Annotated in this window: 13 protein-coding genes; 7 read left to right on the forward strand and 6 right to left on the reverse strand. The window is 66.0% G+C overall.

All coding sequences use genetic code 11. The features are described 5' to 3' along the window. Positions 1-3 precede the first annotated feature (3 nt). The 5 genes from lspA (at position 4) to arfB (ending at position 4808) form a co-directional block, all read left to right on the forward strand. Positions 4-498 (forward strand): signal peptidase II, encoded by a 495-nt coding sequence (lspA, locus tag JQ632_RS01075; RefSeq protein ID WP_212400381.1) that lies wholly within the window; start codon positions 4-6, stop codon positions 496-498. 96 nt (positions 499-594) lie between these two features. Next, positions 595-1335: a hypothetical protein gene (locus tag JQ632_RS01080; RefSeq protein WP_212400519.1), complete on the forward strand. Its 741-nt coding sequence runs from the start codon at positions 595-597 to the stop codon at positions 1333-1335. 196 nt (positions 1336-1531) lie between these two features. Beyond that, the gene (locus JQ632_RS01085) at positions 1532-2923 is read left to right on the forward strand and encodes a pitrilysin family protein (protein ID WP_212400383.1); all 1392 of its coding nucleotides are present in this window, start codon (positions 1532-1534) and stop codon (positions 2921-2923) included. Beyond that, positions 2920-4284, forward strand: a complete 1365-nt coding sequence (locus JQ632_RS01090) for a pitrilysin family protein (protein WP_312015546.1) — start codon at positions 2920-2922, stop codon at positions 4282-4284. The genes JQ632_RS01085 and JQ632_RS01090 overlap by 4 nt, the downstream gene beginning before the upstream one ends. A gap of 107 nt (positions 4285-4391) precedes the next feature. Continuing rightward, on the forward strand, positions 4392-4808 hold the full coding sequence (gene arfB / locus JQ632_RS01095; RefSeq protein WP_212400520.1) for an alternative ribosome rescue aminoacyl-tRNA hydrolase ArfB: 417 nt from the start codon (positions 4392-4394) through the stop codon (positions 4806-4808). An 81-nt stretch (positions 4809-4889) separates the two neighbouring features. On the opposite strand, the gene JQ632_RS01100 is transcribed toward arfB, so the two are convergent. Beyond that, positions 4890-5195, reverse strand: a complete 306-nt coding sequence (locus tag JQ632_RS01100; protein ID WP_212400387.1) for a hypothetical protein — start codon at positions 5193-5195, stop codon at positions 4890-4892. 294 nt (positions 5196-5489) lie between these two features. On the opposite strand from JQ632_RS01100, the gene mutL reads away from it, so the two are divergent. Beyond that, a complete protein-coding gene (gene mutL, locus JQ632_RS01105; RefSeq protein WP_212400389.1) occupies positions 5490-7301 on the forward strand; it encodes a DNA mismatch repair endonuclease MutL in 1812 nt (603 codons plus the stop codon). Positions 7302-7439: 138 nt separating this feature from the next. Here the strand turns inward: mutL and rsmD are convergent, their stop codons facing one another. Beyond that, positions 7440-7994, reverse strand: a complete 555-nt coding sequence (gene rsmD, locus JQ632_RS01110; RefSeq protein WP_212400391.1) for a 16S rRNA (guanine(966)-N(2))-methyltransferase RsmD — start codon at positions 7992-7994, stop codon at positions 7440-7442. Position 7995: 1 nt separating this feature from the next. Beyond that, positions 7996-10050: a pseudouridine synthase gene (locus JQ632_RS01115; RefSeq protein WP_212400393.1), complete on the reverse strand. Its 2055-nt coding sequence runs from the start codon at positions 10048-10050 to the stop codon at positions 7996-7998. A 121-nt stretch (positions 10051-10171) separates the two neighbouring features. Here JQ632_RS01115 and JQ632_RS01120 point away from each other — a divergent pair, with 121 nt between their 5' ends. After that, a complete protein-coding gene (locus JQ632_RS01120) occupies positions 10172-10630 on the forward strand; it encodes a nucleoside deaminase (RefSeq protein ID WP_212400521.1) in 459 nt (152 codons plus the stop codon). Between the two features lie 97 nt (positions 10631-10727). On the opposite strand, the gene JQ632_RS01125 is transcribed toward JQ632_RS01120, so the two are convergent. The 3 genes from JQ632_RS01125 to JQ632_RS01135 all read right to left on the reverse strand — a co-directional run bounded on the left by JQ632_RS01125 (position 10728) and on the right by JQ632_RS01135 (position 13562). Further along, on the reverse strand, positions 10728-11630 hold the full coding sequence (locus JQ632_RS01125) for an alpha/beta fold hydrolase (RefSeq protein ID WP_212400395.1): 903 nt from the start codon (positions 11628-11630) through the stop codon (positions 10728-10730). Positions 11631-11765: 135 nt separating this feature from the next. After that, a complete protein-coding gene (gene purD, locus JQ632_RS01130; protein ID WP_212400397.1) occupies positions 11766-13049 on the reverse strand; it encodes a phosphoribosylamine--glycine ligase in 1284 nt (427 codons plus the stop codon). 213 nt (positions 13050-13262) lie between these two features. Further along, positions 13263-13562 (reverse strand): transcriptional regulator, encoded by a 300-nt coding sequence (locus JQ632_RS01135; RefSeq protein WP_018453460.1) that lies wholly within the window; start codon positions 13560-13562, stop codon positions 13263-13265. Between the last annotated feature and the right edge of the window lies 1 nt (position 13563).

Here is a 13563-nt window from a genome sequence, read left to right on the forward strand (position 1 = left end):
GCCATGACCCCCCTCCGCGCCGGCATCATCGCGGCCGTGGTCACGGTCGTTCTCGACCAGGCCTCAAAGCTCTGGCTGCTGAATGTGTTCGACATCGCCCGGCACGGCGCGGTCAAGGTGACGCCGTTCTTCGACCTGGTGCTGGCCTGGAATATCGGCATCAGTTTTGGCTGGCTGCAGAACGACAGCCAGGCCGCGCAGTTTGCCCTGATGGCCGTGAAGGTCGTCGCCGTGGTGGCGCTGGCGGTCTGGATGGCCCGTTCGCACACCCTCCTCGCAACAGTCGCGCTGGGCCTGATCATCGGCGGCGCCATCGGTAACAGCATCGATCGCCTGGCCTATGGCGCGGTGGTCGATTTCGCCCTGTTCCACATCGATATCGGCGAAAAAACCTATAATTGGTATGTATTTAACCTCGCGGACGTGGCGATCGTTGTGGGCGTAGCAGCCCTATTGTATGATTCCTTCCTGGGGGTACCCGCCGCAAAAGCGCCCTGATCCCGGCCGATACGGGCCGGAAGGTGGAACTTTGCGTGCAAGGCTTAAAGCCGTGCCTGGCGCGGCGATCTGCAACACGATGGAATAGGTAAAGTGATGCGCAGCTCCGAGACCAGCGGCTCGATGGTTCGAGACCCCAAGGGGTCCTTGAAGACCCTCCTGGGCGCTCTGAAGCTCGCTGCGGTCGCGCTCGGCGTTGGTCTCGTGATGTCGGCAGGCCCCGTGCGGGCCGGCGACGACGATGACGACGACATGACCTTCGAAGAGAAGCTCATCGACAATCTGATGTCCGGCATCGGCGCCAAGAGCATGGAAAAGCCCGGCGTCGAGTATCGCGAACGTTCTCCGCTGGTGGTGCCGCGGAAGCTGGACCTGCCGCCGCCAGCGGCTGAACAAGCCACGGTCGCCCCGAACTGGCCGAAGGACCCCGACGAAAAACGGCGCAAGGAAGCGGCAGCGCAACGGAAGAAGGCCAACGCCGGCAAGAAGGTGGAGGAGCCTTGGCAGGCTGCCCAACCGCTCTCGCCCAGTGAGCTCAACAAGGGCAGGACGACCACGGCCTCCACCGGGACCCATGATCCGCTCCCGCCTGGCGCCAATACCAACAGCCCGACGATGAGCCCGAAGGAACTCGGTTACTCCGGTGGCCTGCTCGGCATGTTCAAGAGCAGCAGCAGCGAGCAAAAGTCGTTCACGAGCGAGCCGCCGCGATCGTCGCTGACCGAGCCGCCGGCAGGTTATCAGACTCCGTCGCCGAACTACGCTTATGGCACCGGTCCGGACACCTCGAAGAAGACGTATTTCGACGTCCTGTCCGGCAAGGAGAAGGAGCAATAGCGCTCCTCCCCGTCTCCAGTTTTGGCACGCGCGGAACTGCCGCAATCGTCCGGTGTGGGCCGGAGCCGGCAGATGACCTATTTTTAAGTACAAGTTGATCGCGTTCTCTGCTTCGTGACGCCATGCGTCAGCCGCACGGTATAGGATGCCGTGCCTTCCGCCGCGGACATCGGGTCCGGGCTTTCAAAGGATGATAATGTCCTCATACCGATCGGCAGCCTGCCTCCTTGCCGCGTTGTTCTCGTCCTGTGTGGTTTCGACCGGCGGCGCATTTGCGCAGACCACGGTCACATCGGCACCACCCGCCAGCTTCACCCTCAGCAACGGCCTGCAAGTGGTCGTCATCCCCGACCACCGCACCCCCGTGGTCACCGAGATGGTCTGGTACAAGGTCGGCTCGGCCGACGAGACCCCCGGCAAATCCGGGCTCGCGCACTTCCTCGAGCATTTGATGTTCAAGGGCACGGCAAAACATCCGGTCGGCGAATTCTCCCAGACCGTGCTCCGCGTCGGCGGCAACGAGAACGCTTTCACCTCGGTCGACTACACCGGCTACTTCCAGCGCGTGCCGAAAGAGCAATTGCCGACCATGATGGAGTTCGAGGCGGACCGCATGACCGGCCTCGTGCTCAAGGACGAGAACGTGCTGCCCGAGCGCGACGTCGTGCTCGAAGAGTACAACATGCGCGTTGCCAACAACCCCGACGCGCGCCTGAACGAACAGATCATGGCCGCGCTCTATCTCAACCATCCCTATGGCCGACCGGTGATCGGCTGGCATCAGGAGATCGAAAAACTCGACCGCGAGGATGCGCTGGCGTTCTACCGCCGCTTCTACGCGCCGAACAACGCGATCCTGATCATCGCCGGCGACGTCGAGCTTGCCGATGTCCGGCCGCTCGTCGAGCGCAATTTTGGGCCGATCCCGGCGCAGCCCGCCATCCCCGCGCAGCGCATCCGTCCGCAGGAGCCGGAGCCGGCCGCGCCGCGCACGGTCACGCTGGCCGATCCGCGCGTCGAGCAGCCCAATGTCCGCCGCACCTATCTGGTGCCGTCGGCCACGACCGCGGCCGCAGGCGAAAGCGCGGCCCTCGACGTGCTCGCGCAATTGATGGGCAGCGGCAGCAACTCCTATCTCTATCGCGCGCTCGTCGTCGACAAGCCGCTCGCGGTCTCGGCTAGCGCCAGCTATTCCTCTACCTCGCTCGACCCGACCCAGTTCTCGATCTCGGCCTCGCCCAAGCAGGGCGTCAGCTTCGCAGACGTCGAGCAGGTGATTGACGGCGTCATCGCCGACATCATCCAGAACCCGATCCGGGCCGAGGATCTGGAGCGGGTGAAGACCCAGCTCATCGCCGAAGCGATCTATGCCCAGGACAACCAGGCGGTGCTGGCGCGCTGGTATGGCGGTGCGCTGACCACCGGGCTCTCCATCGAGGACATCAGAAGCTGGCCGGATCGCATCCGCGCCGTCACGGCCGAGCAGGTCCGCGCCGCCGCACAGAAATGGCTGGAGAAGAAGCGCTCGGTGACCGGCTATCTGATCAAGGACACCACCAGCGCCAAGCGCGAGGAGAAGCGTTCGTGACCTATCCCTTCCTTCGCACTGCGCTGTCCCTTGCCGCCGGTGTCGCGCTCTCGCTCGCCGCAATCTCGCCGTCGCAGGCCGCGGCAAAGATCCAGCATCTGACCTCGCCCGGCGGTATCGAAGCCTGGTTCGTGCAGGATGCGACCGTGCCGCTGATCGCCATGGAATATTCGTTTGGCGGCGGCGCCGCGCAGGATCCCAAGGACAAGCCCGGCACCGCCAACCTGGTCGCAGACCTCCTCGACGAAGGTTCTGGCGATCTCGACTCCAAGACCTTCCATGAGCGGCTCGACCGCCGCGCCATCGAGCTCAGCTTCTCTGCCGGCCGCGACACGTTCCGCGGCAGCCTGCGGATGCTGCGCGACAACAAGGACGAAGCCTTCGACCTGTTGCGGACGGCGTTGACCGCGCCGCGTTTCGACACCGTCGACGTCGAGCGCATCCGCTCGCAGGTGATCGCGGGGCTGCGCCGCGACACCACCAACCCGACCTCGCTGGCGAGCCGCAAATTCCTGGAGGTCGCTTACGGCGATCATCCCTATGGCCGTCCGACCAACGGCACGCTGGAGAGCGTGCCCACCATCACCGTGCCGGACCTGAAGGAATATGTGCGACGCGTGATCGCCAAGGACACGCTGAAGATCGCGGTCGTCGGCGACGTCGATCCGGCGACGCTCGGCAAACTGCTCGACCAGACCTTCGGCAGCCTGCCGGCCAAGGCCAGCCTCACTGCCGTGCCCGATATCGAGGCGGCAAAACCGCCGCAGCGCGCCCTTGTGCCGCTCGACGTGCCGCAGACCGTGATCACCTTCGGCGGCCCCGGCGTGAAGCGCAGCGATCCGACCTTCATGGCGGCCTATGTCGTCAACCACATCCTGGGCGGCGGCGGATTGTCGTCCCGGCTCTATCGCGAGGTGCGCGAGAAGCGCGGGCTGGCTTATTCGGTGTTCGAGTCGCTGCTCTGGATGGAGCATTCGGCGCTGTTCATCGGCAACACCGGCACCCGCGCCGACCGCGCCGGCGAGACGCTCGACGCGGTCGAGAAGGAGGTCCGCCGCATCGCCGAGGAGGGTCCGACGCAGAAGGAGCTCGACGAGGCAAAATCCTATCTCAAGGGCTCGCAGATGCTGGCGCTCGATACCTCCTCCAAGCTTGCGCAAGCACTGCTGCAATATCAGCAGGACAAGCTGCCGATCGACTATATCGAGAAGCGCAACGCCATCGTCGATGCCGTGACGATGGACGACGCCAAGCAGGCCGCCAAGCGGCTGTGGGGCCAGGGCCTGCTCACCGTCGTGGTCGGCCGCACCCCGCAGGCCGCGGCACAGCCGGCGGCAGCACCGGCACCGAAATCGAACTGACCTTGCGCGTCGCGCGATGGCCGGGCCCGCCCCGGCCATTTGCGTCTTTCGGGAAGCAGCATTACTAAGCATCGATGCCTGCCAGAGGCATGATCGATGGTGCCACCATGCTGCGGATCTCCCGCGACCTCGTAATCGACGAAGACGACATCGAGATCGGCTTTGTCCGCGCCTCGGGCCCGGGCGGGCAGAACGTCAACAAGGTCGCAACCTCTGCCCAACTGCGCTTCGACACGCGCAAGCTGACCCTGCCGGAAGACGCGGCCTTGCGGCTTGCCCGGCTCGCCGGCCAGCGCATGACCAAGGACGGCGTCATCGTGATCCAGGCGCAGCGCTTCCGCACCCAGGAGCGCAATCGCCAGGACGCCATCGACCGCCTGCTGGAGATGCTTCGCGAAGCCATGGTGCGGCCGACGCCGCGCCGCGCGACGCGGCCGACCTTCGCCTCCAAGCAGCGCCGCCTCGACGGCAAGAAGCGCCGCAGCGACGTCAAGGCCGGGCGCGGTCGCAGCTTCGACGACTGAAATTGCTGAGTTTGAGGTCGCGGAGGAGCCGTTACCGGCAAGAACCTCCGGCCGCGATGCGACCGGAGGTGCTATCGCGCTTTAGTAGCGCTTGCCGGTCGCGGTGCTGCCCGAAGCGGAATCGTCCACCGCTCCCTTGCGTGCAGCGCTGCCGGTCGTGCCGACAGTGCCTTTCGTGCTCTTGGTCGGCTTCATGCCCGCTTTGTCGCCAGCGGCACCCGGCTGCGCGTTCATCTCCTCGTCGTCGCCTGACACGCTGCCCGGCAGGCTCTTGCTCTGCACGCCGCCGCGCGACTTGGTGTCGGACGGAACGCTCTGCGCGAGGACCGGTCCCGCGAGCAGGGCCGAAAGGGCGCATGCAACCACTGAGGTCTTCACCAACTTCATCCATTTCTCCTGGATTTTGTTCGCGATGAACGCTTCGACGTTCTGCACCGTTCGCCTGTACAGGGGCGGCTCATCGCGTCAATTGCGCGAACGGCGCAACCGCGATGCAATCTGCTTCCTGTGGTCATCGTTTAGGGATTTCGCGGCGGTTTCGCGGAATTGCGCACCTCATATGCGGCGACGGGGAACATGCCGGGCCGCATGGATCCGGATTTGGGATGTGGGCAGCGGGGACATACCCCATGCATTTGCGACCCGGCGCAGCTAAACTGGCCGCATCCACCGAGTGAACCCATGCCCGTCCGCCAGCTACCTGAGCAAGTCGTCAACCGCATCGCCGCCGGCGAGGTGGTCGAGCGACCGGCCAGCGTGGTCAAGGAGCTCGTGGAGAACGCGATCGATGCCGGCGCAAGCCGGATCGACGTCTTCACCGACGGCGGCGGCCGGCGGCGGATCGGCATCACCGACGACGGCAGCGGCATGACCGCAAAGGACCTCGCGCTTGCGGTCGAGCGCCATGCCACCTCCAAGCTCGACGACGAGGATCTCCTGCAAATCCGCACGCTGGGATTCCGCGGCGAGGCGCTGCCGTCGATCGGATCGGTGGCGCGGCTTGCCATCACCACGCGCCATGCCAGCGAGCCGCATGCCTGGGCGCTCACGGTCGAGGGCGGCCAGAAATCCGAGATCATGCCGGCCGCGCTCGCGCACGGCACCCGCGTCGAGGTCAATGATCTCTTCTACGCAACGCCGGCGCGGCTGAAATTCCTCAAGACCGATCGCACCGAGGCCGAGGCGATCCGCGAAGTGGTGCGGCGCCTTGCGATGGCGCGACCCGACATCGCCTTCACGCTCGCGGGCGAGGAGCGCGCGCCGGTGACCTGGGCGGCGGCGCTGCCGGGCGCAGCCGGACGGCTGACGCGGCTCGGCGACATCCTGGGCGCGGAGTTTCGCAGCCACGCCATCGAGGTGCATTCCGAGCGCGACGGCGTCGTGGTGGCCGGCTATGCCGCGGCCCCCGCGCTGACCAAGGCGAACGCGCTCGGCCAGTATCTCTTCGTCAACGGCCGTCCGGTGCGCGACAAGCTGATTTTGGGCGCGGTGCGCGCGGCCTATTCCGATTATCTGCCGCGCGACCGCCATCCGGTGCTGGCGCTGTTCGTCACGCTCGATCCGCGCGAGGTCGACGCCAACGTGCATCCGGCCAAGACCGAGGTGCGCTTCCGCAACGCCGGCCTGGTGCGCGCGCTGATCGTGCACGGGCTGAAGGAGGCCCTTGCACGCGAGGGCCGCCGCACCGCGGCCAATAGCGGCAGCGCGGCGATCTCGTCGTTCCGGCCGGCCTTTGCGCCGCGCCCCGGCAATTGGGATTGGCGCAGCTCGCCGGCCTTCCCGTCGGCGCCACAACCGTCCTTCGAGGGCGCAGCCGCGCCTGCCTTCGCCGAGCGCGCGCAGGCGACCTTCGACGTCGGCGCCCCGACCGCGGATGTGCGCTTCGAGGCGCAGCCGGTCGGCGATCTCGTCGATCGCCCGCTGGGTGCGGCGCGCACGCAGATCCACGAGACCTATATCGTGTCGCAGACTCGCGACGGGCTGATCATCGTCGACCAGCATGCCGCGCATGAGCGCATCGTCTATGAACGATTGAAAGCCTCACTCGCCAAGAACGGCGTGCAGCGGCAGATTTTGCTGATCCCCGAGATCGTCGAGATGGACGAGGCGACCGTCGAGCGGCTTCTTGCACGAAGCGACGAGCTCGCCTCCTTCGGGCTTGCGATCGAATCCTTCGGTCCCGGCGCGGTCGCGGTGCGCGAGACGCCGTCGCTGCTCGGCAAGACCAATGCCGGCGGCCTGCTCCGCGATCTCGCCGAGCACATGGCCGAATGGGACGAGGCGCTGCCGCTGGAGCGCCGCCTGATGCACGTCGCCGCCACCATGGCCTGCCACGGCTCGGTGCGCGCGGGACGCAGGCTCAAGCCCGAAGAGATGAACGCACTGCTCCGCGAGATGGAGGAGACGCCGAACTCCGGCCAGTGCAACCACGGCCGGCCGACCTATGTCGAATTGAAGCTCGCCGACGTCGAAAAGCTGTTCGGGCGGCGATGAGCCACCGTCGATCAAAAGTGTCGAAAACAACCCCATGCAAAGTAGACGGCGATTTCGGGCGCGATGCGCGGCGGGTATGCCGAAATCATTGATGGCTCGCGACAAATCGGCGGAATGGCGCGATTGGCGTCGCGCACATCAGGATTTCCTCAAAAATACGAATTCCGTGTCGTCATAGGCGCGGCGTTCGAGCTCCTCGAAGCCATCGGGCGCTGCGAACTGCGCCGCTTTGGCTTCCTCCACCACGAGCAGCGCGCCGGGCGTGAGCCAACCGCCGTCGCGCAATGAGACCAGCGCCTTTTCGGAAAAACCCTTGCCATAGGGCGGGTCGAGGAACACCAGCGAGAATGGCTCGACCGGATGCGCTGGGCCGAGATCGGTGGCGTCGCGGCGGTACACCTTGGTCACACCGCCCAAGCCGAGGACCTCGACATTGTTGCGCAGGAGCGCGCGGGCTTCCGCGCCGTTGTCGACGAACAGCGTGAATTTCGCGCCGCGCGAGGCCGCCTCGATGCCGAGCGCGCCGGTGCCGGCGAAGAGATCGAGCACGCGCGCATCTTGGATCGGATCCTCATAGGCGTGCACGAGGATGTTGAACACGGACTCGCGCAGGCGATCCGCGGTCGGGCGGATATCGCGCGAGGACGGCGAGGCCAGATTGCGCCCCTTCAATCGACCGCCGACGACGCGCATCTCAGTCCTGCTCGTCCCGCGGCGTCAGATCGCGCTTGCCGTGGTAGCCGCGCTTGGGACGGCGCGGCGGGCCGTAGCCATTGGCCTCGAGCTCGTTGCGCTCGCGCGCCTCCTCGCTGCCGGTGCGCTGCACCAGCACGCGGCGGCCCTTGCGGTCGTTGATCACGGCCCGCTTCATCGGCTTCTTCTCGTGCGATGCGGCATCGTCGCGCGATGCCGATTTCGACGGCACGTCGAACTCGGCGCCGGATTGCGCGATGATCTTGTCGCCGAGCTGCTCGCGCAGCACCCGCGAGCGGATCTCGTCGACCTGCCCTTCCGGAATCTCGCCGAGCTGGAACGGGCCGTAGGACACGCGGATCAGCCGGTTCACCTCGAGCCCGAGATGGGCGAGCACGTTGCGCACCTCGCGGTTCTTGCCCTCGCGGATCGCGAACACCAGCCAGACGTTGGCGCCCTGGTCGCGTTCCAGCGTCGCATCGATCGGACCGTATTTGACGCCCTCGACCTCGATGCCGTTCTTCAGCTGGTCGAGCTGCGCCTGCGTCACCTCGCCATGGGCGCGGACGCGGTAGCGGCGCAGCCAGCCGGTGTCGGGCAGTTCGAGCGTGCGTGCCAGGCCACCGTCATTGGTGAGCAGCAGCAGGCCCTCGGTGTTGAAGTCGAGCCGGCCGATCGAGATCAGCCGCGGCAGGCCCTCGGGCAGATTGTCGAACACGGTCGGACGCCCCTCGGGGTCGTCATGCGTCGTCATCAGGCCGCGCGGCTTGTGATAGAGGAACAGCCGCGTGCGCTCGCGCGGCGGCAACGGCTTGCCGTCGACGGCGACGACATCGTTTGGCGTCACGTCGAGCGCCGGCGAGTTGATGACGCGGCCGTTGACGGTGACGCGGCCCTGCGTGACCATCTCCTCGGCATCGCGCCGCGAGGCCAGGCCTGCGCGCGCCAGCACTTTTGCGATGCGCTCGCCGGCCTTCTTCGGCTTCGGCTCCTCGTCGCGCCTTGGGCGCCGATCGAAATCACGTTCGCGCTCGCGATAGGCACCGCGGCCGCCGAAAGCCGGACGCTTGGCAAAAACCCTGCTGTCGTCCTCGTTGTCACGACGCGGGCGGTCGGAGAAGCGGCCCTCGCTGCGCGGATGCTCGTGCCAATCGCTGCGGCCTTCCGACCGCTCGCGCGGACGATCGAATTTCGGGCGACCGCCAGACTCGCCGTCGCGATCGCGATGAGAACGCTCAAATTTTGGACGATCGAACTTCGGACGATCAAATTTGGGACGATCGGATTTGGACCGGTCGAATTTCGGCCGGTCGCGAAACGGGCGATCGCCCGAGGCACGATCGTCGCGCGAGCGCGAGAAGCGCGGGCGCTCGTCGCCACCGCGATCATCGCGGGGCCGGGCGTCGCGCCGTTGCCAGGGCTTTTCGTCGCCGCGATCCCTGCCCTCGAAGTCACGCCTCGGCTTGCGATCACTGAAGTCGCGGCGCGGCCCGCGCTCGTCCCGGTCGCGCGAGAATTTGCGGTCATCGCCGAACTTGCGGTCGGACCGCTCACCACGCGGCGTATAGGGCCGCTTGTCGCCGAACTTCTTGTCGCCAAATCTGCCGGCGGGGCGGGACTCGTCGCGATCCCTGCTGCGCGGCGGACGGTCGTCACGACCGTAGGACGGACGCTCCCCGCGCGGCTTGAAGGAACGCTTCTCGCCGTCGCGGGACGAGCGATCGGCAAAGGACCGCTCCCCGCGCGGCCTGTCGTCGCGGTTGAAATTCGACCGATCGCCGCGCGGCTTGAACGGCCGGTCGCCGCGATCCTCGCGCGGCCGGTCGTCACGATTGAACCTGGGACGGTCATTGTCGCGGCGTGGGGCACCCTCGTCACGGCTGCGGAACGGACGGCCTTCGCGCTTGCCGGCGAACGGACGCTTGTCGCCATCGTCCTTGCCGCCAAAGCCACGCTTGGCGAATTTCTTGTCGGGGCCGCGCGGCTTGCCGGAGCGGCCTTTGGATGGGCCCCGGCCGCGCGGGGAATCGTTGTCTTTGTCGTTGTCGCGGGGCATTAGAAAATCTCGTTTGCGGCCGGGCCAAAAGGGCATTGTGCGCGCTCGTTTCGAGCCGCATGCTCAGGCAAAACCGGTATCCACTCTTGCTGAAGGCGCAGCTACTAGCAGGTTTCCTGGGATGATACGAGGCAAGACTGCCCCTTCTTTCATGGATTTGGCGCTCAAAACCGCCGAAAACGCCGGAAAATCGGGCGAAGTTCCGATCGGATGCGTGGTCGTCCGGGATTATGAGGTCATCGCCACGGCCGCCAACCGGACCCTGACCGACCACGACCCCACGGCCCATGCCGAGATCGTCGCGCTTCGGGAGGCCGCCAACAAGATCGGCAGCGAGCGCCTGGTCGACTGCGACCTCTACGTGACCCTCGAACCCTGCACCATGTGTGCAGGCGCGATCTCCTTTGCAAGGATCCGCCGGCTTTATTACGGCGCGGCCGACCCCAAGGGCGGTGCGGTCGAGTCAGGCGTGCGCTTCTTTGCCTCGCCGACGTGCCACCACGCGCCCGAGGTTTACTCGGCGGTCGGCGAGAGCGAGGCGGCGCGGTTGCTGCGGGAGTTTTTTCGGGAGCGAAGGTAGGTCTCTCCTCCGTCATTGCGAGCGCAGCGGAGCAATCCAGAATCTTTCCGGGGAGAGACTCTGGATTGCTCCGCTGCGCTCGCAATGACCGTAGGACTCAGGCCGAGAAGAAATCTCGCAGCGCCTTCGCGGTGACGTCAGGGTTCTCTTCCGTCAGGAAGTGCCCGGAATCGACGGCCATGCCCTCGACATCGGTGGCCCATTGCTTCCAGGTGTCGAGCGGCGTGGCCGCGGCCTGCGCGACGCCGGCGTTGCCCCACAGCGCCAGCATCGGGATGGTGATCTTCTTGCCGGCCTCGAAATCCGCCTTGTCGAGTTCGTAATCGAAATAGGCGCCGGCGCGATAATCCTCGCACATCGCATGGATGCGTGCGGGATCGCGAAACGGGGCGATGTAATGCTCGAGCGCGCGCTTGTCGATCGCATCTAGCGTCTTCGATTTGGTCTGGCTTGCCATCTTGAAGCGCAGGAAGAATTCGCCGTTGCCCGAGATCAGCGTCTCCGGCAGCGGATAGGGCTGCGCCAGAAACGTCCAGTGATAGATTTTCAGCGCATAGGCGCGGTTCATCCGTTCCCAGTAGTCATAGGTCGGCAAGATATCGAGCACGGCGAGGCGCGAGAGGCGGCCGGGATGATCGAGCGCGAGGCGGTAGGCGACGCGGCCGCCGCGGTCGTGGCCGGCGAGCGCGAAATGCACGTGGCCGAGGCTTTCCATTGCCTCGACCATGGCCTGCGCCATCGCGCGCTTCGAGTAAGGCAGATGCTGCGCATCGCTGTCGGACATGTCGGACCAGCCGTAGCCCGGCAGGTCGGCGATGATCAGCGTGAACTTGTCGGCCAGTTGCGGCGCCACGCGATGCCACATCACATGCGTCTCGGAGAAGCCGTGCAGCAAGAGAAGCGGCGGCCCCTTGCCGCCGACGCGCGCGAAGATGCGCCCCGACGAGGTGTTGATCCATTCGGAGGAAAAGCCCTGGTAGAGGTCGGCGAGATCGGACATTGCGTCTATCCTCTTGCTCGTCATTCCGGGGCGATGCGAAGCATCGAACCCGGAATCTCGAGATGGGGAGCATCTCGAGCCAGACAACCTCGAGATTCCGGATCGGCGCTACGCGCCGTCCGGAATGACCGATTATCAGCCCTTCGCCTTCTCCGCTTCCACCGCCTGCCAGCCGATGTCACGGCGGCAAAAACCGTCTGGCCAGTTGATGCGGTCGACCGCCTGATAGGCGCGCGATTGCGCCTCCGTCACGGTCTTGCCGAGCGCGCAGACATTGAGCACGCGGCCGCCATTGGCGAGGATCGCGCCGTCCTTCGCGATGGTGCCGGCATGGAAGATCTCGGCGCCCTCGACCTTGGCCGCTTCATCGAGCCCCTCGATGCGCGTGCCCTTCTGGTAGTCGCCGGGATAACCCTTGGCCGCCATGACAACCGTGAGCGCGGGCTCCGGATACCAGCGCAGGTCGAAATGCTGCAACTGTCCGTCGCAGGCCGCGAGCAACGCCGGCACGATGTCCGACATCATGCGTATCATCAGCACCTGACACTCGGGATCGCCGAAGCGGACGTTGAACTCGAACAGCTTTGGGCCCTGCGTCGTCAGCATGATGCCGGCATAGAGCACGCCGCGGAACGGCGTGCCGCGCTGCTTCATGCCGGTGACCGTCGGCAGGATGATTTTTGCCATGATCGCGTCGTGGATCGCCGGCGTCACCAGCGGCGTCGGCGAATAGGCGCCCATGCCGCCGGTGTTCGGACCGACGTCATGGTCGAACACGCGCTTGTGGTCTTGGGCGGTGGCGAGCGGAATGGCGGTTTCGCCGTCGCACAGCGCAAAGAAGCTGATCTCGCGGCCGGGCAAAAATTCCTCGATCACGACCTCGGCGCCGGCGTCGCCAAAGGTGCCGTCGAACATCATGGCGATGGCGTCTTCCGCCTCGCGCATGGTCTTTGCGACCACCACGCCCTTGCCTGCGGCAAGGCCATCGGCCTTGACCACGATCGGGGCGCCTTGCGTGTGGATATAGGCGAGCGCATCGGGGGCGTTGGTGAAGCGCTTGTAGGCCCCGGTCGGAATACCGAACTCGGTGCACAGCGCCTTGGTAAAACCCTTGGAGCTTTCGAGCTGGGCGGCCGCCTTGCTCGGGCCGAACGCCTTGATGCCGGCGGCCGCGAGATCGTCGACGATCCCGGCGGCGAGCGGCGTCTCGGGGCCGACCACCACGAGCTCGACCGCGTTCTTCTTGCAGAAGTCGATCACCGCGGCGTGGTCGGCGATATCGAGCGCCACGCATTCGGCCTCGCGCGCCATGCCGGCATTGCCGGGCGCGCACCAGAATTTGGTCACCAGAGGGGAGCCGGCGATCTTCCACGCGAGGGCATGTTCGCGGCCGCCGGAACCGAGCAGGAGAATGTGCATAAGAGGCTCGAAATGAGGAGATGTTGGACGCGTCGGTCGCACGAATCCGGGCGCGTCTCAAGGGGTGTCTGCCCCGAACTCCCCGTCATTCGATTTTCCCGTCATTCCGGGGCGCGCCTCTTGGCGCGAGCCCGGAATCCATCGGGCCACAGCGTTGGTGGAGCAATGGATTCCGGGCTCGTCGCTTTGCGTCGCCCCGGAATGACAGGCGGGTCAACCCTGCTTTCCCGCGATGATCTCCTGCAGCGTCGCCACATGCCGCGCAAATGCGCCGCGCCCGGCCGCGGTGGCGGTCACCGTGGTCTGCGGCTTCTTGCCGACAAAAGCCTTCTCCACCGACACGTAGCCGGCCTTCGCCAGCGTCTCGATATGGGCGCCGAGATTACCGTCGGTGGCGCCGGTCAGCTTTTTCAGCCTTGAAAACTCCAGCCCGGCCGTCGCCGGCAGCGCGTTCAGGGCTGCCATGATCTTCAGCCGCAGCGGCTGATGGATGATGTCGTCGAGCTCTGCCATC

It is taken from the genome of Bradyrhizobium liaoningense (assembly GCF_018130955.1).
GTDB classification, from domain to species: domain Bacteria; phylum Pseudomonadota; class Alphaproteobacteria; order Rhizobiales; family Xanthobacteraceae; genus Bradyrhizobium; species Bradyrhizobium liaoningense_C.